Source organism: Nitrospira sp., assembly GCA_029194665.1.
Classification (GTDB): domain Bacteria; phylum Nitrospirota; class Nitrospiria; order Nitrospirales; family Nitrospiraceae; genus Nitrospira_D.
Window position 1 is genome coordinate 41,401 of record JARFXO010000010.1, and the last position, 20,254, is coordinate 61,654.

A 20,254-nucleotide genomic window follows, 5' to 3' on the forward strand; every position below is an offset into this window, starting at 1 on the left:
CCAGGATTCGCAGTCACGAGTAAGGAGGCAGGATGTTCGAACGATTCACGGACAAAGGTCGAAAGATCATCATTCTCGCGCGCGAGGAAGCCGAGCGACACCAGAACGACTATCTAGGGACTGAACATCTCGTCTTGGCCATACTTCGTGAGTCCGACGGCATTGCTCTTATGATTTTGAAAAAGATGGGGCTTTCTACAGAGCAGATCAGGCTAGAAATCGAGCGAAATCTGCCTGGTGGAGGGACCACCATGACGTTCGGGGAGATTCCCTTTAGTCCACGCGTCAAGAAGGTCATTGAATACGGCGTCGAAGAAGCTCGACTGCTGGGCCACAATCACATCGGCAGCGAGCATCTTCTTCTCGGCCTTCTTCGTGAAGAAGAAGGCATAGGTGGAAAGATTCTTCGCAGTCTGGGCGCAAATCTGCTGACGGCACGGCAGTTGACCGTGACGTTTCTCCGGAAGTCGGCTCCGCGCGAGCGGGATCGGAAGAGTAATACTCCGGCTCTCGACGAATTCGGCCGTGATCTGACCCAGTTGGCCCAAGAAGGTCAACTGGATCCCGTGATCGGCAGGGCTGATGAAATTGAGCGTGTACTGCAGATCCTCAGTCGAAGGAGCAAGAATAACCCTGTGCTGATCGGTGAATCTGGTGTTGGAAAAACCGCCATCGTGGAAGGGCTTGCGCAGCGGATTGTTCAATCTGAAGTTCCGGACAATCTGCTCTCTCGTCGGGTCATCGCCCTGGATCTAGGTTCGTTAGTAGCCGGTACCAAATACCGCGGGCAGTTCGAAGAACGTCTCAAGGTCGTGATGAAGGAGATTGTCCAAGCCGGCAATATCATCATTTTCATCGATGAGCTGCATACGCTGGTTGGGGCAGGAGCTGCGGAGGGGTCCATCGATGCCTCCAATATGCTGAAGCCGGCCTTGTCGCGCGGCGAGATCCAATGCATTGGGGCCACGACGTTGGATGAGTACCGAAAACATATTGAAAAAGATGGCGCGTTGAAACGGCGATTCCAGCCGATACACGTTCAGCCCCCCAACCTCGACGAAACTGTCCGTATTATTCAAGGGCTTCGAGACCGATACGAAGAACATCACGGGGTGGAAATCACGGAAGACGCCATTATCGAGGCCGTCAAGTTGTCCGATCGATACATCACCGACCGGTTCCTCCCGGACAAGGCGATCGATTTGATCGACGAAACCGGGTCACGGGCGAAGCTCCAGACCTATGCGCTCCCTTCCGAATTGAAAGCAATGGAGCAAGAGCTAAAGAAGGTGTCGCGGGAGAAGGAACTCTCGATCTCCATGCAGAATTTCGAGGAAGCCGTACGGCATCGTGAGGAAGAAGAGAGGCTGCGTAAGCTGCTCGACGAATCCAAGCGAGAATGGAAAAAGAACCAGGAGAAGAGTAAGCCTGTGATCGGCAAGGAGGATGTCGCTTACGTTGTCTCAAAAATGACCGGTATTCCGCTCTTTAAGCTGGAGGAAGAAGAGTCCAACAAGCTCTTGCGCATGGAAGAATTTCTCCATAAACGAGTCGTCGGTCAAAACGAGGCGATCTCGGCGGTCGCTCGCGCCATCCGTCGATCTCGTGCCGGCTTGAAGGAAGCTCGGAAACCGATCGGTTCGTTCATTTTCTTGGGACCGACGGGCGTGGGCAAGACGGAACTGGCCAGGACGTTGGCCGAGTTTCTGTTCAACAGTGAAGATGCGTTGATTCGTGTCGATATGTCCGAATATCAGGAGAAGTTTACGAGTTCTCGACTCTTCGGTGCCCCTCCCGGTTATGTGGGGTATGAAGAGGGGGGACAGTTGACCGAGAAGGTTCGCCGTCGGCCTTATTCCGTCGTGTTGTTCGATGAAATCGAGAAGGCGCATCCGGATGTGTTCAACGTCCTGCTCCAAGTATTAGATGACGGCGTGTTGACTGATAGTCTCGGGCGAAAGGTTGATTTCAAGAACACGGTCGTCATTATGACGTCCAACATCGGGACGAAATTGATTCAGAAGGGTGTTTCCCTCGGTTTCCAGAGCACAGAAAGCGAAGCCGCCCGACGGAAGAAGGAAGAAGTGCTCGGAGAACTTCGGAAATCGTTCAGTCCAGAATTCCTGAACCGGATCGATGAGATCGTGATTTTCCATCAATTAGAAAAAGAACAGCTCTATAGCATCCTGGATATCCTTCTCCGTGAGTTGAACCTCCGCCTCATGGAGAAAGGGATTGAGATTGAGGTCGACGACGAAGTCAAGCAGTGGCTCATCAAAGAGGGCTATGAGCCGTTGTACGGAGCAAGGCCAATGCGGCGGGCTATTCAACGTGCCATCGGAGACCCGCTCTCCGATGAGCTGATCAGGGGGCGTTTTAAAGAAAGCCACAAGGTGAAAGTGGTTCTGCGGGACGGAGCTCCGACATTCATCGAACAGGAGGCAATGGCCGAAGTCTAGTGTCCTTTGTGATCGTTCAGATTCTCATACAAGCCTTGGCGGCCTCTGTGGCTGATTGCTGCAGGGGCCGTTTTGTTATTCAATGTCATCCTGCTGCTTCGTAACGAGATGTGTTCACACTCCAATCGGCCAGAATTTCAACCTGAAGCTCAATGGTGTCCGAGCCCGGTTCTTGGCATCGAGTCTTCATGCGACGAAACAGCTGCAGCCGTACTCAGTTGTGAAGGAGCAGTGCTTTCCAACGTCGTGTCTTCACAAGTGGCCGTCCATGAAAAATTTGGTGGCGTCGTCCCAGAGTTAGCCGCGCGAGCTCACCTTGGGAAGATCGACATGGTGGTCAGAGAAGCCTTGGCGACAGCCCAAGTCTCGAAACATACTCTCGGGGCCATAGCCGTCACCCAGGGACCTGGATTGGCTGGAGCGCTTTTGGTAGGAGTTAATTATGCAAAAGCCTTGAGCTACGGGTTAGGTATTTCGATCATCGGGGTCAACCACCTACAGGGACACATCGCCTCTGCATGGCTCGCCGACCCCATGTTTCCGCCGTCCTGCATTGTGCTGGTTGCATCGGGTGGCCATACCCACCTCTATCGGCATGGAGTCGGTGGCCTGTGTATCCTACTAGGACGCACTCGCGACGACGCCGCTGGTGAGGCGTTCGACAAGGGGGCCCAGATGCTTGGTTTGGGATATCCGGGTGGACCAGCTATTGATCAAATCGCACGTTCCGGTGATGTACAGGTCTTTCGATTCCCTCGATTTCACCGGGCAAAGAACAGTCTTGAGTTCAGCTTCAGTGGTCTCAAGACGGCTTTGTTGTATAAGTTACGAGAGCTAGGTGGTCCTCTGCGCTCTCAACTGGTCGCCGACTTGGCGGCCGGCTACCAAGAGGCTATTGTGCAGGTTTTGGCCACGAAGGCCTTCGCTGCCCTCAAGCAGTCGAACCTGGCTGCGCTGGCTGTCGTGGGAGGGGTTTCGGCTAATTCGCGGTTGAGAACCGTGCTGAACGAGCGCGCGGCACGTGAAGATATTCGCCTATTGCTGCCGCCCATTGAGTATTGTACCGACAACGCTGCCATGATTGCCTCAGCGGGGCGCCAGTTGCTGATGAACGGAGAACGACCATTTGTAGATTTCGACATCAGCCCGTCTGAGAGATTCGTGACGATTCATAAAGCAGACCGAGCGAATGTCGGTTTCTCTAGTGGATAAGGAGAAAGCCAATTCCTGACATCCGGGGTCAGATCACAGGACTACGCGCCGGCCAAGTCGAGTCGATTGAACGCCTCCACCGACGTCGTGTACCACCCGACAAGGTCATTACTCCGGAGCTGGCGAAGACAATGGCCCAGCTGACCATTGAGCTCCGTCGCCCAATCGGCGTGCTGTTGACCAGGCGAGGACAAGTTCAGGAAGTGATTGTGGGAACGGATTTGACGTTGTCTCCAACAACGTTGACCTTGTTCCGTGCGGGTGCGCGATCGCTCCGGGGTTTGAGGTTCATTCGCACTCAGCTGCACGATCAGCCGCTAAATCAAGAGATGCTCACCGACCTTGCCTTCTTGCGACTTGACCTTATCGGCCTCCTCTCTATCACGGAGGATGGCCGACTAGGCAATCTGTTCATAGCTCATCTGCTGGCACCCAATTCGGCCGGTCAATTGTTCAAAGTGCTCAAGGCTGTCCCGTTCCACAACCTGACAATGGTGTTCGATCAGTTCATCGAAGAGCTGGAGGCAGACCTTCAGCAGATGAGAGCTCACTATGCGATTGAGACCGGCAAGGAAGCGGCGATACTTGTCAGTGCCTCTGTCAAAAGTCGGTCCGAGCAGGAAGAGCGTTTAGCCGAACTGGCGGAGTTGGCGATCTCCGCCGGTGTCACGGTGGTCGACCGCATCGTACAAAGAACGCCGGATGGCCATCAGCGGTATCTCTTGGGACGCGGCAAGATGAAGGATGTCCTGATTCAGACGCTCCATCGGGGTGCCGACATGGTGATCATTGATCAAACCTTGTCGCCGGCTCAACTGCGAGCAATTTCAGAGATGACTGATATTAAGGTGATTGACCGGACGCAACTGATCCTGGATATTTTTGCTCGCCGAGCCCACAGCCGTGAAGGCAAAGTACAGGTGGAACTAGCGCAGTTACGTTACCTGCTTCCGCGATTGTCCGGGAAAGGTGCCCAACTCTCGCGTCTAGGTGGCGGGATCGGCACTCGGGGGCCGGGCGAAACCAAATTGGAAACTGATCGTCGCCGCGTGCGCGACCGGATCACGCATTTAGAACGGGAACTGATGCAGTTTGGCCGACGGCAGGACCAACGTCGGTCCAGGCGAGGTCGGCACGGACTTCCTATCGTTTCACTCGTGGGCTATACAAACGCCGGTAAGTCCACATTGCTCAACGTGTTGACGAACAGTCAGGTCTCCGCTCAAAACAGATTATTCGAAACCCTGGACACAACGAGCCGCCGTCTCCGGTTTCCTGAGGATCGCGAAGTCATCATTACCGACACGGTGGGGTTTATTCGAGATCTTCCGCAAGAACTGGTCGGCGCCTTTCGGACGACGCTCGAAGAGCTCCGAGCGGCTGATCTCCTGCTGCATGTTGTCGATGGTAGCGCAGCAGACATTGATATCCAAATTACGGCTGTCATCGCCATCCTTGAGGAGTTGGAGTTGAATGGGATACCGAGATTGCTCGTGTTTAATAAGTGTGACCAGATGTTGCCATCGCGCGTCGAGTTACTCTGCCGACGTTACGGAGCCATCGGCATTTCGGCACTCCAGCCCGCCACACTTCATCCTCTCCTCGCTCGACTGGAAGCGCATGTGAGAACTCTGTCAATCGGTGAACAGCAGACAGCTGGCCTTCCGAAGTTGGACGACGCGCCGGTGCTTGCATCTCGTCGATAACCGCTGCACAATCGGGCCGCTATGAAACAAGCCAAACGTATGAGGACTCCGCTGGCCCTCGACCGTCCAGCGCAGATTGCCGTAAGCCTCCGTCACGCCATGCCGGTGGCTCGTGTGGAATTAACGCATCGTTCTCCGTGGGAGCTACTGGTCGCCACAGTTCTATCGGCACAGTGCACGGACCAGCGTGTGAATCAAGTGACGCCGACACTATTCGGGCAATATCCAACACCGCAAGCCATGACAAAGGCGATGCCGACGGAGCTGGAAGCATTGATCCGATCAACCGGTTTTTTTAAGAGCAAGGCGAAAAACTTGATCGGCTGTGCGCAGGTCATAACGGATCGGTTTAAGGGACAAGTTCCCGACACAATGGAAGCACTCACGTCGATACCTGGTGTTGGGAGAAAAACAGCCAACGTGCTCCTTGGAGCCGTGTTTGGAAAACCGGCTATTGTGGTTGATACGCATGTGAGACGGGTGGCCAACCGATTGGCCCTGACCCATTCAAGTGATCCCGAGCAAATCGAGTGCGATCTGCAATCGCTGTATCCCCAAAGCCAGTGGACGGATGTGTCCCAACGGTTGCTCCTTCATGGCCGGTATGTGTGCCTCGCACGGAAGCCTCGCTGTTGTGTTTGTCCGATTTACGATCTTTGTGAGTGGGAAGGAAAACTTCAGAAATGATTAAGAGCATGACAGGCTTTGGTCGGCGACAGGGGACATGGTCCGACGGAACCGTCAGCGTTGAAGTGAGATCGGTCAACCATCGATTCCTCGAAACATCCATTCGCATGCCGAGGTCGATGAGCGGGCTCGAAGAACGCTTCAAGAAAGCGATCCAACAACATTGTGGACGTGGAAGAGTCGAGCTTACGGTGTTGCTACAGGGTAGCCGAGGAAGCGCTCGTGCGGTGCAACTTGACGTTGAACTGGCGAAACAGTACCATCGTGCCCTTCATACACTTCAGCGCACGCTGAAACTTAAAGGCTCCATTGATATCGGACTGATGGCGGGGTTCCGCGACATCATAGCTCTTTCTGAGCAGCCGACCGACGATCCTAAGCTCACAAGGGTGGTGGAGAAACTGGGGCTAGGCGCGGTGTCGGATATGACGAAGATGCGGGAGAAAGAGGGGGGCTTGCTTGCACAGGATATCCTGGCTCGACTTGATCAGGTGCGTGAATGCAGGAGTGCAGTATCGTTCCGTGCTCCCCTTATTGCGCAGGAAACCTTCGACCGTATGAAGCAGCGAGTGGAAAAATTGTTGGGAGACCCTATCCCCGACCTCCCTCGGCTCAATCAGGAGCTGGCCCTCTATGCAGACCGGTGCGACATTACGGAAGAATTGGTTAGGCTGGACACGCATATGGTACAGTTTGAGTGTGTGCTCAAAGGCACCGAACCGGTGGGGAAGACGTTGGATTTTCTACTTCAGGAGATGGGTCGGGAGGTCAATACCATTGGATCAAAAGCCAACGACGCGGAGATCAGGACCAACGTCGTGCGAATGAAGGCCGAGCTTGAGCGGGTGCGCGAACAGATACAGAATGTCGAATGAACACCGCGATTACCACAAGTAACGAACCTCCGGGTGTGACGGGGAATCGGCAGGCTTCTGAACGCCGGGGAATCCTGTACATTATTTCAGCCCCTTCAGGAGCGGGAAAAACGACCTTATGTAAACAGATCGCGGCATCGGTCTCAGGGCTGTGGCATTCTGTGTCGTTTACGACTAGAAAGCCACGCTCAGGAGAAGAACACGGACGTGAGTATTTCTTTATCGAAGAGAACGTATTTCACGATATGATTGCGAGAAATGAGTTCTTGGAATACGCACATGTGTATTCCAACTGGTACGGAACACCGCTGAAGCCCTTAATGGATAAGATGGACCAGGGCATCGATGTCTTGCTGGAAATCGACGTCCAGGGCGCGCTCCAGATTAAAAAGAAATTCGGCGATGCCGTCTATATCTTTATCCTCCCTCCATCGATGGACATCCTGCGCGCTCGACTCCAAGGTCGCGGGTCCGATTCTCAAGAGGAGATTGTTCGCCGATTGCAAAAAGTAAGGGAAGAAGTCTGGAGTTTCAGAGAATACCATTACATTGTCCGCAACGTTGATCTGACGCAGTCTCTCCATGAGCTGCAAAGCGTTTTCGTGGCGGAACGTCTGAGAACCAAGCGAATGGATATGCATTGGCTTGAGCGAAGCTTCATGCTTGAGAAAGATGCAAAATTGTCGGAAAGGGAACCGTCAACCACTCTATAGCAAGGGGGCAAGACCTATTATGATCGACATGCTGAGTTTGTTGCCGCAATATACGTCCAATGAATTTGATTCGCGCCATCGACTGGTCATCGTCGCCTCACAGCGGGCGAAGCACTTGACTCAAGGTGCTAAGCAAGCCGGGTCCTCTCGCTTCACAAAAGAAACAACCATCGCGCTTGACGAGGTACTAAGAGGTTTTGCCAAGTATTTGACCGGCAAGGAGGCTCGCGATGCGATGAAGGAAGCGAAACGAGGAAAAGAGGGGGAAACCGAGCGGATAGCGATGATGACTGGAGAGGACGCCCGCGAAATCAAGAAGGAGCTCAGTGTGTACGTCGATGATACGGTACAGCCGACGGCGGCTCCGGCTGAGGAGTAAAGATTGGACGAAACACAATCACCGGCACATCTGTGGGGTAAGCGGCTTACCCTTGGAGTAACCGGAAGCATCGCCGCGTATAAAGCGGTTTGCTTGCTTCGAGCCTTTGCGCGTGAAGGGGCCACTGTCTCGGTGGTGATGACTGAGGCCGCCACGAAATTTGTGACTCCCCTTACGTTTGAAGTCCTCTCCGGAAAGCGGGTCACGACGGGTCTTTTTGAATCTCATGAAGAGATGGCTCATCTCATCGTCCCAGGGCAAGCCGACGCAATTGTTGTTGCGCCGGCTACTGCAAATGTTTTGGCAAAGGCGGCGCTTGGCCTGGCGGATGATCTGTTGAGCACGATGCTATTGAATGCTCGGTGTTCCGTGATTGTGGCTCCTGCCATGGACGGGGACATGTGGGCACATCCCACGGTTGTGCAACATGTTCAGCTGCTCCGCGCCCGCGGAATCGTTGTCCTTGATCCTGAGGTGGGTCCGCTGGCATCAGGTCAAGTGGCACAAGGGAGGCTTCCAGCAGAGTCAAGAATATTGGATGCCGTTCATAAGGCACTGTTTCCTCAGCTGGATTGGCAGGGACAGCGGGTGTTGGTATCCGCGGGCCCGACTCATGAACCAATTGATCCGGTTCGGTTTATTTCCAACCGCTCCTCCGGGAAAATGGGGTATGCCATTGCAGAAGCCGCAAGGGATCGAGGCGCCGAAGTGGTCTTGGTTACAGGGCCTTCCTCTCTAACGCCTCCTCCAGGGGTCACCACCGTTTCAGTCAACACCGCGAGCGAGATGAGCGACGCGTTGAGTCGGCATTTCCAGTCCTCTACGGTTCTGATCATGGCTGCAGCGGTCGCAGACTTCCGCCCAAGAATGCCGGCTGGGCAGAAGCTCAAGAAACAGGGTAAATCTGCGCTGGTGCTCGAACTTGAATCCACTCCGGACATTCTCGCGATGTTGTCCGCACGCCGGACCTCGCAAATTGTGGTTGGTTTCGCAGCAGAGACGGAACAAGTCTTATCTCATGCGGCAGACAAGTTGAGAGGGAAAGGATTGGATCTTATCATTGCCAACGATGTCGCCCAAGCGGGAAGTGGGTTTGGCAGTGACGACAATGCGGTCGTCATGCTTTCGGCCACAGGCGAACAGAAAGCCTTCGGCCCGATGCCCAAGCGCCGTCTGGCCGACGAAATTCTGACGACCGTGCGCGAACTGTGCCTGACAGCACCTCGTCGCGCGTCCCTGGTAGAGGGAGTCGAGCTATGACCTCAGGTTCAAGAAAAACGGATAATGCCGCTGTAATTGATCAGTTGGCCTTGGCCTTAGCGAAAGAGCCAAGGTCTAAGGTCTTCATCCCGCTGGCAGAAGAATACGGCAAAGCCGGCATGTGGGAGAAGGCCGTTGCTGTTCTTGAAGATGGGTTGAAGACGTATCCAAATTTCATCACGGCCATGGTGGCATTAGGTCGCGCATATGAGCAGATGAACCAACCAGTCAAGGCTAAGGCCATTCTTGAAGAAGCCATAAAGTTGAGCCCTGACAATCTTCGTGCCCATCGAACATTAGCGAAGCTCTACGCGGCTCAAGGGGCCAAGGAAGCGGCCGTTCGGTCGTGCGATGTTATTTTATCCATGAACCCATACGACCAGGAAGCGTTATCCCTTCGCGCCGGGTTCGACGTACCGATGGTTCATGGTGCGGCACAATCGCAAAGACAATTGCATGCCAAGCCGGTAAAGACCGCTAGCTTTGAATCTGACCGGCTTGGCGATGGGAACTTGGCATGCGCATTAAGCGATGCGATCTCGGCAACCAAAGCTGAAACCAACGGGGCGTCCGGTAGCGCACCCAGTTCGGAAGAAAGACTTGTTCAGACAGCCGGTTGCACGGACCACGCCTCAGACAAAACGAAAAGCGCAGTGATCGCACAGCTTGAGCAGTGGCTGAACTCGGTCCAGACACGTCGACGAAATCCCCAAGCCTCCTCTCGACTCGACTCCTAAACTCCCCTCATGACTTCAACGGTTTGACCCTCTAGGAGTGTGCTGATAGAATGCCGCCTTTGGCGTGGCGGTGTGAGACAGCTATAGAGGGGAGGTATCCCACGCGACATGCGCATCTTAGTCCTTCACGGTCCGAATCTGAACCTGTTGGGTCATCGGGAGGAATCCATTTATGGGACGGCGACTCTTGATACGATCGATGCGTCGCTGATCAAGTTGGGTAAGGAACTTGGGGCTGAACTTGTCATCTGCCAGTCGAATCTTGAAGGGGAATTGGTGAACTGGATTCAAGAAGCGCGACGAGGCTACCACGGCATTATCATCAATCCAGCGGCCTATACTCACACCAGTATCGCGATACGAGATGCGCTGGCCGCCGTTGATTTGCCGACCATTGAGGTTCATCTATCAAACATCTATCGGCGTGAAGAATTCAGGCGACATTCGTATGTGTCGGGAGTTGCATTGGCACAGATCTCTGGGTTCGGTGTGGCTGGCTATCTGTTGGCCTTACGAGGACTGTGCGAACAAATATCTGCTACCGGATCAAAACGTTCTGCTGATGAGAGTGCCTCAGGAAGCGGAGCGAAGACAGGCGCTCGGTAAAGGTATGATCAAGCTGTCCGTTGCTTTTTTAATGACAGGAGGGAGTAGCGAGTGATTTCTACGGTGGATTTTCGCAGCGGGGTGCGTTTGATGGTTGAGGGGGAGCCTTTTTATATCGTCGAGTTTCAGCATGTCAAGCCCGGTAAAGGCGGTGCCTTCGTACGTACGAAGTTGAAAAGCTACCTCTCTGGAAACCTGTTGGACCGAACGTTTCGCTCTGGAGAACGGTTTGAAGAGCCCGATTTGGAAGAGCGCGACATGCAGTTCCTCTACGCATCCGGAAATTCATACACGCTGATGGATACCGAGACGTACGAGCAATTGACGTTTGAAAAGAGTCAGTTGGGAGAGAATGCCGATTTGTTGAAAGAAAATATGATCGCCAAGATTCTCATCTACGAGCATCGTCCGATTGCCGTCGAGTTGCCGAACTTTATTGAGCTCAAGGTCGTCGATGCGGAGCCCGGTGTGCGGGGAGACACTGCCTCTGGAGGAACCAAGCCGGCGGTCGTGGAAACGGGGGCGACGATCAAAGTTCCGCTCTATTTGGAGGTCGGCACCGTCATTCGGATTGATACTCGCACCAGATCCTATGTGGAGCGTGTTCGGTGAGCCGTCGTCGATCTATTCAATCCAAGACTAAGACGCGTCGGATTCTGTTGACCCAGACAACGAACGAAACGAGCCCTGAGATCTTACTCACAGGGGATTCCACCAAGCAAATCCAAGAACTCATCGATTTGCTTCGGCGCAATAATTTGACCGAGCTTGAGTATGAACGACAGGGTGTCCGCATCCGCGTCCGTCACGAATTGGTAGCCAGACCTCTCGCGACTTCAGCGCAGGAGTCTGTCCAACCCCCGCCTCAGCAACCGATGCATTCTGCTTCAGTCACGGCGCCAGCATTGGACGCAAGCACGGGTTTTGTGACCGTCACATCCCCAATTGTCGGCACGTTTTACCGATCTCCCTCACCAGACGCCGATCCATATGTTGAAGAGGGGGAGTTTGTGAAGAAGGGCCAAGTGCTGTGCATCGTCGAAGCGATGAAACTCATGAACGAAATTGAGTCCGAAGTGGACGGTCGCCTTGTCAAGATCTTGGTGGAAAGCACAAAGTCAGTGGAATATGGTCAGGTACTGTTTCTTATCGATCCCAAAGCCGCCTCATAGGTCATTCTAAGGGCTGTTCTCGCCATCGTATCGGAGCCGAGACGTGTTTAAGAAAGTTCTGGTTGCCAATCGCGGAGAAATCGCGCTGAGAGTGATCCGCGCTTGTAAAGAACTCGGCATCAAGACCGTGGCCATTCATTCTGAGGCAGATGCGCTTGCGCTGCACGTTCGAGCAGCCGACGAAAAAGTCTGTGTCGGCCCGGCCGAATCGGCATTGAGTTACCGAAATATTCCCAATGTTTTGAGTGCTGCAGAGATTACGGGTGTCGACGCCATCCATCCGGGGTACGGATTTCTGTCGGAGAACGCCCATTTTGCGGAAGTTTGCGAGTCAATCGGCGTGAAGTTTATCGGACCGAGCTCAGAAAATATCGCCATGATGGGGGATAAGGCGAAGGCGCGGGAGATCGTGGCGAAGCGAGGCCTTCCGGTCACGCCCGGGAGTCCAGGCGAATTGCGCAGTGAGGAGGACGCGTTGCAGGCGGCGCAGAAGATCGGCTTTCCCGTCATAATTAAAGCTACGGCCGGAGGGGGAGGGCGAGGCATGCGTGTCGTCAACAAGGCCGACGACCTGAGCCGAGCCTTTCAGGCTGCCCAAGCTGAAGCAAAAGCGACCTTCGGTAATGACGGTGTGTACCTCGAGCGGTACTTTCTAGAACCGCGTCATATCGAAGTGCAGATTTTGGCTGATCACCACGGTCGGGTGGTCCACCTCGGAGAACGAGACTGTTCCATTCAACGGCGACATCAAAAATTGGTTGAGGAAACCCCCTCTCCCGTGGTCGATGACAAATTGCGCCGGGAAATTGGTCGAGTAGCTGTGGAGGCGGTGAAGGCTGCGCATTACCGAAACGTGGGCACGGTAGAATTTTTACTCGACAAAGATCGTCAGTTCTATTTCATGGAAGTCAATACACGCATCCAGGTGGAACACCCAATCACCGAAATGGTGACCGGCGTAGATCTGATTAAGGAGCAAATCCGTTTGGCGGCCGGTCATCCGCTTTCTATTCGCCAACAGGATGTTATTCTTACGGGACACAGTCTGGAGTGTCGTATTAATGCCGAGGATCCCGAGAAATTTACGCCCTCTCCAGGAGTCATCACCAAGTACAGTTCTCCGGGAGGGTTTGGAATCCGGGTCGATTCAGCCATGGAGTCAGGCTCCGTCGTCGTTCCTTACTACGATTCCATGATTGCAAAGCTGATCACCCATGGCCGTGATCGACAGGAGTCAGTGGCTCGTATGCAACGGGCGCTCGGCGAGTTTATCATCGAAGGTATCAAGACCACGATCCCGCTTCACCGGCGAATCCTCGATGATCCCGAGTTTCAAAAAGGCCATGTGTCGACGACGTTCTTGGAACAGTTCCTGGCAGGATAAGTCGCGAGTTCTCTCTCCTACATCGCTGTGTAGGACGGTTGTCCTCTCAAGAGCGCATTTCTTGGTAGCCTTCTAGACTCGTGTTAAGCTGAGCATCTGTTGTGGAGCGGACGTCGGCCCGTTGCAGACGGCGAAGGTGAATCCGCTATGACCTTCCTGTTAGGATAAGTGCACTCAGAAGTGGAGCATATGCGACGGATCGGATTCATCATGGGCATCGTGGCCATCGGACTTGCAATCGGAGGATACGTATTTTTTAACGGGGAAAGGAAGGCGCCTGTCCGATACCGAACTGCAGCAGTCGAACGCGGTGAGGTCATTTCCGTCGTCAGTGCGACCGGTACAATCAATCCGGTGGTCGCTGTTCAGGTAGGCACGCAAGTGTCGGGGATGATCAAGAGCCTCCACGCCGATTTTAACTCGCGTGTGAAGGCCGGTGAAACGGTCGCAGTCATTGACCCCGAACCGTTCAAAGCTCGTCGAGAACAGGCGGCCAGTAATCTGGAAATGGCGCGATCGAACGTAGCGCGATCCAACGCCGATCTGGCGCAGCGAAAACGAGAACTGGACCGTGTTCAATCACTGTTGCCACAGCAGTTTGTTTCACAAAACGACGTCGATGTTGCACTCACGAATTTTCAAAGCGCAGAAGCACAGTTGCGGGTCGCTGCGGCGCAGGTCAAGCAAGCAGGAGCAGCGTTGAATGCGGCTGAGTTGGAGCTGAAATATACGGTTATTCGGTCGCCTGTGGACGGTATTGTCGTTGCCCGGAATGTAGAGGTCGGCCAGACGGTCGCGTCCAGTTTTGCCACGCCCAATCTGTTTCTGATTGCCCTCGATTTGACCAAAATGCAAGTTGATACCAATGTGAGTGAGTCGGACATTGGAGGGATGACCGAAGGGAAGGGAGCGATGTTCACCGTCGATGCCTACCCTGGGGTGACCTTTACCGGTATCATCAAACAGGTGCGACTCGCGCCCATCAACGTCCAGAATGTCGTCACCTACAACGTAGTTGTCAGTGTGGAGAACAAGGACTTACTGCTAAAACCCGGGATGACTGCGAATGTATCGATTATCGTGGCCAAACGAGACCAGGTGCTCAAGGTTCCCAATGCAGCTCTCAGATTTGTGCCTCCGAAGGGCGACGGGAGTCGTCGGGAGGTCGATGGGCAGGCAGCAAACCGACATGGAGGCGGTTCGTTCAAGATGGATGATGGAACGATGCTGTCGAAAACTATCTGGACGCAGGTAGAAAGCGGCGATCTCGCCCCTCTGTCGATCCAAACGGGTATTTCGGACGGTGTCACCACTGAAATACTGTCCGACGGTCTCCGGGAGGGAGATCTTGTTGTTGTCGGTATCGAACAACCGTTCGGCGAGCGGAAAGGTAGCGAATTGCCGCCTGGGTTCGGGAACCAGCAACGCCCGCGCTCTCGATGAAGCATCCGGTAGGCTCAAGGACGGTGTTTGAGCGTCGTTCGTTGGCGGGCGCGGACAAAGCACTTTTACCCACATTTTTCGCCTTGATGATCCTCGTTGGTTCGTAGGATGACATAGATCTGTGAATTCATTGATCGTCGGCGAAGATATTTGGAAGGTCTATCGGGTCGGAGATGTCGAGGTGCAAGCTCTGCGCGGGGTGAGTGTCACCATCGAACAGGGGGAATTTGTCGCGATCATGGGGTCGAGCGGGTCCGGTAAGTCTACGTTGATGAACATTCTCGGTTGTCTGGATCAACCGACAAAGGGGAAGTACCGGTTGAACGGCGTCGAGGTCGGACGTTTGCGGCCGGACCGGTTGGCAGAGATCCGGAATCAGCAAATCGGCTTTGTTTTCCAGAGCTTCAATCTTATTCCTCGCACCAGCGCCCTGGAAAATGCTCAGTTGCCCCTGTTCTACAGAGGCCTTTCTCTGAAAGAGCAGCGCACGCTCGCGTCGGCTGCGCTCGAACGCGTCGGATTAAAGGGACGCGAGCATCACTCCCCCACGCAACTTTCCGGCGGCCAACAACAACGGGTGGCGATCGCTCGGGCTCTGGTGACGTCGCCCTCTTTGTTGCTGGCCGACGAGCCAACAGGAAACCTCGATACAGAGTCCAGCCGGGAAATCATGGGGATTCTAGAAGGATTGAATCGGGACGGTATGACGGTGATCCTGGTCACGCACGAAGTGGATGTGGCTGCCTATGCTTCGCGGGAATTCGTCATCAAGGATGGTCAGGTCCTGAGCGATCGAACGGTCAAGGGGCGGTCCCAAGCAGTGGGAGCGTAAATGCTGGCGTTTGTATGGCTGACGGTGATCACCGCGCTCAGAGTGCTCCGGCGAAACCGGCTGCGGGCCGGATTGACCATGCTGGGAATCGTCATCGGTGTCGGCGCCGTCATCGCCATGGTCAGTATCGGTGAGGGCGCCAAGCAGGCTGTGCAGAAGCAAATCGCTTCGATGGGCACAAACGTGATCCTCATTTGGCCGAGCGCCATCGTTGTCGGCGGCGTGCGGAGCGCGCAAGGCGGCGCCGTCACGCTGACCGTTTCAGACGCGCTGGACTTAAAAAGGAAAGTCCCCTTGTTGTCTGAGACGGGTTGGTACCGGCGGGATGCAATGCAAATCGTGAACGGCAACCGCAATTGGAACTGCTCGGTGTACGGAGCGTCTCCCGGATATCTCAGCATACGTGACTGGTCCTACAGTAGTGGAGGGCCGTTTACTCAGACCGATATGGATAGCGCGGCCCGTGTGGCCATCCTCGGACAGACCGTGGTCGACAATCTCTTTGATCCCGGCGAAGAACTCGTCGGCGCCGCCATTCGCATCAACCACATCCCATTCCGGGTCATCGGAGTGTTTTCTCCGAAAGGACAGAACTCGTACGGCTCCGATCAGGACGACGTCGTCTTCATTCCGTTTACAACCGGTGAGCGAAAGGTTCTTGGCACGCCGTTTCTCGGATCGGTCGGAGCCATCTCCGCATCCACGGATCGGCTTGAGGACATCGAGGATGCGGTCAAGGAAATTCGAGCGGTCATGCGGGCGCGGCATCGCTTGGAAGATGAGCAGCCTGATGATTTTACGATCAGGACGCAAGTCGATATGGGGAAAATACAGGAGGGCACGAGTCAAACCTTGACGGTCATGTTGATGGCCATTGCATCCGTTTCACTACTCGTTGGAGGTATCGGCATCATGAACATTCTGCTCGTCTCTGTGACGGAGCGGACAAGGGAAATCGGAGTTCGGATGGCGGTCGGGGCCAAGCGAGCCCATATCCTGATACAGTTCTTGATCGAGGCTATGACGCTCAGTATGGTCGGTGGTTGTATCGGCATCCTATTCGGGGTGTTGGCGGCCCGCTTGACGACTGTGATTGCCGGTTGGCCGACCATTATTTCAAGCGATACCGTTGCCGTCGCTTTTGTGTTTTCCGTCGTGGTAGGCCTATTCTTCGGTTTATATCCTGCCAATAAAGCCGCTCGACTCAACCCCATCGAAGCGTTGCGCTACGAATAGGGTTGCAATCATCCGCACAAGGCCCCTCAAGGATCCATCCCGATGACTCTTTCAATCGCCCGAGGTTGAGGTTCATCGGTTTGACGTGCGAGGTCGACCACCAAGGGTGTGAGGTACTCGGTACCCCCTGGTTGATGGGTGATGGTGACGATCGGTTGATGCAGTTTCTCCTGATTGAGTTCTGTGACCACTGCCAACTCTTGTGTGTTCAGTCGCACATGACTGTGGACCGGATAGATACCGACTCTCGCAATAAATGACGACAAGACTCGTTGATCGAGCTTGCCTTGTTGAGCTTCTTGATACAAGCGTTGGAACGTTTGGTGCGGAGTGAGCGGAGCAGTCCCGCCGAATCCCGTTATCAAGTCATCGTATCGATCCACGGCGATCAGGATGCGGGTGCCGTCTGAGGTAAACTGTCCTCGTGACTCTTTCGGGTAGCCGCTGTCATCGAGATAGACATGATGATTCGCGATGAGATGCAGTATGGCAGCCTCAATCCGGTCTTGTCGCTCCAACATAAGCACCGCGCGGCGGGGATGGGTTTCCAATTCTTGTTGGTCGGCCTTGGAAAGTCCTGACGCGGCGTGGGCATGGCGGACAACGGCAGGCCGGATCTGTAGGAGCCCGATATCATGCAGGAGAGCGGCGGTCGCAAGCTCTTGCAGTTCCAGGGGGTTGAATTGGAATGCCTGTCCTAAGACCAGGGACAGCGTACAGGTGGCCAGCGCATGCCGGCTGAGAGTGGAGTCGCCCGCCCGGTTTTGGCTCAATGCCATGAAAATGGCGGAGTCAGTGAGAGTTCTCATCGCGATCGTGATTTCTTGAACGGCTTCGGCTGCCTGCTGAGGGTTGACGGTCCCGGTTTTGGTGATGGTCGTATAAACGGATTGTACAGCTTGATCCATCTGTTGTTTGGCCAGCTTGGCCTGAGCATATTCTTCGTTGAGCTGAGCCAAAGGCTTGGGTTGCTTCATGCTCAAAAGAGGTGCCGCCACGGTCGGGCAATGCGTTGTGTCTGATACTTGAGGGGACTGGGAACCGATTCCTTGGTCGAGATCGATGTCGACCATCTTCACTCCTGCCCGTACCAATTTTTCAATCTGTGAAGGATGCTCGATTAGAAATGAATGGCGGAGGAAGGGAGAGCGGAACCACGAAAGGTCCAAATGGGCGACGTACATTCCGATCTGAAGCTCACGGACAGAGACGCGGGTTCTCGCCATCGGGCTCCGGTTACAAGTAATGAGGTTGCAGAAACACCTCCTTTGAGGTATCGGCACCGAGGGCAGATACCTGTAGCTGAGTAATGGTTACGCTGAGTGGTCAGTCCGAGTGATCAGGCGGGTGAAGGAACGAGAGAGTGAGCTCGATGCGAGGGTCGGCTTTGTCGACCTGTTTGTACAGATGGGTTTCAACGATGCGATTGTCATTTAAGCCAAGCCCTTCGCAGACCGCATCTTGGGCGATCTTAAGACCGCCATCGAGGTCGCGTCGTAAGGCGGAGGCAAAAAAGAACCGGATCGTGAGCGCGAGCGGTCCAGATCGAAGCCGATCCCGCAAGGAGCATCGAGCAGGGGACTGGGCCACGACCAGCCACACTTGCTGGCCGACGTATGTTTTATACGCACGTCCGGCAGAGGACAACAAACGGCGTCCATTCACCGATGCGTATTGATGATTGATGCTGGGAGGGACAGGCAATGTAACCGTGAGCATGCTCGATGTGATAATAGGCGGGTGGGATGGATTCCGAACGACCAGCTTGGAGTTCAATGGAGCGAGCGTCGGCGCTACGGCCGAACCATTGTGGGGCACGGGTGTCGTTGAGCTTGGCCGTGATCGCTTGTGTATCCGCTGGATTGCTGTGGGAGGGCGTAGTCTCAAAGAGAAGACGGTGTGGCGACGTCGGTGTGATGGCATGGACCCGAGCTAGAGGAGGTTCATGATCTTAGCCATGTTCTGCTCATACCGATCTTCCGTACGGGCGATATATCGACGCCAGTCACTTGGGTTCCAGATTTCCATTCGGTGATACAGGCCGACGAGTATGATCTCTTGATCTTCATCGACAGGAACCAATTTTCGCAAACGACCAGGAATCAGGATTCGCCCGGTCTTGTCGATGTCCGATGATCCGGCTTCGGAGACGACAAAGTGCATAAACAGGCGACTTTGGTCTTCGTCCAGAGACGTCCTGGTTCGTTCAAGGACCTTCTCCCATTCTCTCGTGGAATAGATCAGGAGCGACTGTTCCGGACCTTTCAGGAACATGACCGTCTGGCCCTCGGCCTCGATCTGCTCGCGGATTGGTGAGGGGACGATGAATCGCCCTTTCTCATCAACCTTGCAAAGGTATTCACCGGCAAACATTGAGATATCCTGTGTTTAGGAATTCACGGCGGTTCTGGTTCGGTCGCGGATCCATTGCTCGAGATCCGAACGTACAAATCGCCATTCCTTTCCCAGCTTGAAGGCTGGAATCTGCCGACTTCGAAGATAGCGGTAGAGGGTACGTTGAGTAATCTTGAGATGGCGACAGGTTTCGGTCGCTGTCATGAGTTCGGTTTTCGGAGCCTTGCTCATCACTCCACCTGTTACTAGAGCGAGGAACATTCATACTGCCTCCAGTACTGCGCTATTCTAGAGACCGCAACAGGAATGTCAAGCGAAAGTATATGACATTACAGGTCAAAGGCCGTCAGTTCCGTCTGGTACTCCTTCACCATCTTCGGATTGCTCCATTATCGCTTCGATATCGTCGACGTCCTCTCCCATTTCCTGCCCCATTTTCTTCATCAAGCGGGCGACGCTCCGAGGATCATTCTCATCAATGCCTCCGAGGGTAGCTGGATCTGAGAGCGATTCGAGGCGAGCTTCTTCGGACTTGGGAGCGGCAAATCGCGACAGGAGGCGTTCCAACTTGGAGCTGCCACAGTGCCGACAGACAATCGATCTGGGATGGCGAGGGTTCATGATCAGGAACGAACTTCGTCTGCAGCACTCCTGACAGGAGTACTCGTAAATTGGCATGGGTTTCCCTCCAAATGGTTCAAAAGGGGTATGGATGCTGAGCCAGGATTCGGTCGGGGACGATATCAGTACCCACGGTTCGGCTTAATGTGATAACGAATACGTCGGCAGACCCAGCTCTACGCAAGACTTTTGCACATTCATTCACCGTGGTGCCGGTCGTGAAGACATCGTCGATGAGCAGAATGCGCATATTGAGGATCGCATCGGGGCGTCGGACAGCAAACGATCGCCGAAGGTTTTTTTGACGGCTCTTCCGTGACAAGGTGGTCTGGGGCGGTGTAGGAACGGTACGGATCAAATTGGTATATACCACGGGAATATCGAGGTGACGTCCGATGTGATCGGCAAGAAGCAGAGACTGATTGAATTCTCGCTCACGAAGCCTCTGAATGTGTAGGGGTACCGGCATGATCATATCTACAGTATTGAGTGGAGGAAGTCGAGCCATCATGAGCCCGGCAAGTGGAGCCGCGAGTGAAACTTTGCCCTGGTACTTAAAGAGGCGGATTGCATGTTG

22 protein-coding genes are annotated in these 20,254 nt (G+C 54.4%); 16 read left to right on the forward strand and 6 right to left on the reverse strand.

Annotated features, from left to right (window positions below; translation table 11 throughout):
- Positions 1-32: 32 nt before the first annotated feature.
- The 16 genes from P0119_22585 to P0119_22660 all read left to right on the forward strand — a co-directional run bounded on the left by P0119_22585 (position 33) and on the right by P0119_22660 (position 16,701).
- Positions 33-2,459, forward strand: coding sequence for an ATP-dependent Clp protease ATP-binding subunit (locus P0119_22585; GenBank protein MDF0668848.1), 2,427 nt, complete (start codon positions 33-35; stop codon positions 2,457-2,459).
- A gap of 108 nt (positions 2,460-2,567) precedes the next feature.
- A complete protein-coding gene (gene tsaD / locus P0119_22590) occupies positions 2,568-3,671 on the forward strand; it encodes a tRNA (adenosine(37)-N6)-threonylcarbamoyltransferase complex transferase subunit TsaD (protein MDF0668849.1) in 1,104 nt (367 codons plus the stop codon).
- A 131-nt stretch (positions 3,672-3,802) separates the two neighbouring features.
- Positions 3,803-5,377, forward strand: a complete 1,575-nt coding sequence (gene hflX / locus P0119_22595) for a GTPase HflX (GenBank protein ID MDF0668850.1) — start codon at positions 3,803-3,805, stop codon at positions 5,375-5,377.
- A 39-nt stretch (positions 5,378-5,416) separates the two neighbouring features.
- Positions 5,417-6,064: an endonuclease III gene (gene nth, locus P0119_22600; GenBank protein ID MDF0668851.1), complete on the forward strand. Its 648-nt coding sequence runs from the start codon at positions 5,417-5,419 to the stop codon at positions 6,062-6,064.
- The gene (locus P0119_22605) at positions 6,061-6,939 is read left to right on the forward strand and encodes a YicC family protein (GenBank protein ID MDF0668852.1); all 879 of its coding nucleotides are present in this window, start codon (positions 6,061-6,063) and stop codon (positions 6,937-6,939) included. Before nth ends, P0119_22605 begins: the two co-directional genes overlap by 4 nt.
- A complete protein-coding gene (gene gmk, locus P0119_22610) occupies positions 6,936-7,652 on the forward strand; it encodes a guanylate kinase (GenBank protein ID MDF0668853.1) in 717 nt (238 codons plus the stop codon). Before P0119_22605 ends, gmk begins: the two co-directional genes overlap by 4 nt.
- A gap of 19 nt (positions 7,653-7,671) precedes the next feature.
- Positions 7,672-8,031, forward strand: a complete 360-nt coding sequence (locus P0119_22615; protein ID MDF0668854.1) for a DNA-directed RNA polymerase subunit omega — start codon at positions 7,672-7,674, stop codon at positions 8,029-8,031.
- Between the two features lie 3 nt (positions 8,032-8,034).
- Positions 8,035-9,291 (forward strand): bifunctional phosphopantothenoylcysteine decarboxylase/phosphopantothenate--cysteine ligase CoaBC, encoded by a 1,257-nt coding sequence (gene coaBC / locus P0119_22620; protein MDF0668855.1) that lies wholly within the window; start codon positions 8,035-8,037, stop codon positions 9,289-9,291.
- Positions 9,288-10,028, forward strand: coding sequence for a tetratricopeptide repeat protein (locus P0119_22625; protein MDF0668856.1), 741 nt, complete (start codon positions 9,288-9,290; stop codon positions 10,026-10,028). Before coaBC ends, P0119_22625 begins: the two co-directional genes overlap by 4 nt.
- A 108-nt stretch (positions 10,029-10,136) precedes the next feature.
- On the forward strand, positions 10,137-10,634 hold the full coding sequence (gene aroQ / locus P0119_22630) for a type II 3-dehydroquinate dehydratase (protein MDF0668857.1): 498 nt from the start codon (positions 10,137-10,139) through the stop codon (positions 10,632-10,634).
- A gap of 51 nt (positions 10,635-10,685) precedes the next feature.
- Complete coding sequence (gene efp, locus P0119_22635) at positions 10,686-11,246, forward strand: elongation factor P (protein MDF0668858.1); 561 nt, start codon at positions 10,686-10,688, stop codon at positions 11,244-11,246.
- Positions 11,243-11,806, forward strand: coding sequence for an acetyl-CoA carboxylase biotin carboxyl carrier protein (gene accB, locus P0119_22640; protein ID MDF0668859.1), 564 nt, complete (start codon positions 11,243-11,245; stop codon positions 11,804-11,806). The genes efp and accB overlap by 4 nt, the downstream gene beginning before the upstream one ends.
- 43 nt (positions 11,807-11,849) lie before the next feature.
- On the forward strand, positions 11,850-13,190 hold the full coding sequence (gene accC / locus P0119_22645; protein MDF0668860.1) for an acetyl-CoA carboxylase biotin carboxylase subunit: 1,341 nt from the start codon (positions 11,850-11,852) through the stop codon (positions 13,188-13,190).
- A 189-nt stretch (positions 13,191-13,379) separates the two neighbouring features.
- Positions 13,380-14,633: an efflux RND transporter periplasmic adaptor subunit gene (locus tag P0119_22650; protein MDF0668861.1), complete on the forward strand. Its 1,254-nt coding sequence runs from the start codon at positions 13,380-13,382 to the stop codon at positions 14,631-14,633.
- Between the two features lie 121 nt (positions 14,634-14,754).
- On the forward strand, positions 14,755-15,465 hold the full coding sequence (locus tag P0119_22655) for an ABC transporter ATP-binding protein (protein MDF0668862.1): 711 nt from the start codon (positions 14,755-14,757) through the stop codon (positions 15,463-15,465).
- Positions 15,466-16,701: an ABC transporter permease gene (locus P0119_22660; protein MDF0668863.1), complete on the forward strand. Its 1,236-nt coding sequence runs from the start codon at positions 15,466-15,468 to the stop codon at positions 16,699-16,701. It begins immediately after the preceding gene.
- Positions 16,702-16,727: 26 nt separating this feature from the next.
- Here P0119_22660 and P0119_22665 read toward each other — a convergent pair whose 3' ends face one another.
- From P0119_22665 to P0119_22690, 6 genes are all read right to left on the reverse strand, one after another.
- Positions 16,728-17,927 (reverse strand): DUF3391 domain-containing protein, encoded by a 1,200-nt coding sequence (locus tag P0119_22665; GenBank protein MDF0668864.1) that lies wholly within the window; start codon positions 17,925-17,927, stop codon positions 16,728-16,730.
- A 100-nt stretch (positions 17,928-18,027) separates the two neighbouring features.
- Positions 18,028-18,420 (reverse strand): RusA family crossover junction endodeoxyribonuclease, encoded by a 393-nt coding sequence (locus P0119_22670; GenBank protein MDF0668865.1) that lies wholly within the window; start codon positions 18,418-18,420, stop codon positions 18,028-18,030.
- A gap of 213 nt (positions 18,421-18,633) precedes the next feature.
- The gene (locus tag P0119_22675) at positions 18,634-19,074 is read right to left on the reverse strand and encodes a hypothetical protein (protein MDF0668866.1); all 441 of its coding nucleotides are present in this window, start codon (positions 19,072-19,074) and stop codon (positions 18,634-18,636) included.
- Between the two features lie 15 nt (positions 19,075-19,089).
- Positions 19,090-19,287: a helix-turn-helix domain-containing protein gene (locus P0119_22680; GenBank protein ID MDF0668867.1), complete on the reverse strand. Its 198-nt coding sequence runs from the start codon at positions 19,285-19,287 to the stop codon at positions 19,090-19,092.
- Positions 19,288-19,392: 105 nt separating this feature from the next.
- The gene (locus tag P0119_22685) at positions 19,393-19,734 is read right to left on the reverse strand and encodes a zinc ribbon domain-containing protein (protein MDF0668868.1); all 342 of its coding nucleotides are present in this window, start codon (positions 19,732-19,734) and stop codon (positions 19,393-19,395) included.
- 19 nt (positions 19,735-19,753) lie between these two features.
- Entirely contained in the window at positions 19,754-20,146 is a 393-nt protein-coding gene (locus P0119_22690; GenBank protein MDF0668869.1) for a phosphoribosyltransferase family protein, read from the reverse strand.
- Positions 20,147-20,254 lie beyond the last annotated feature (108 nt).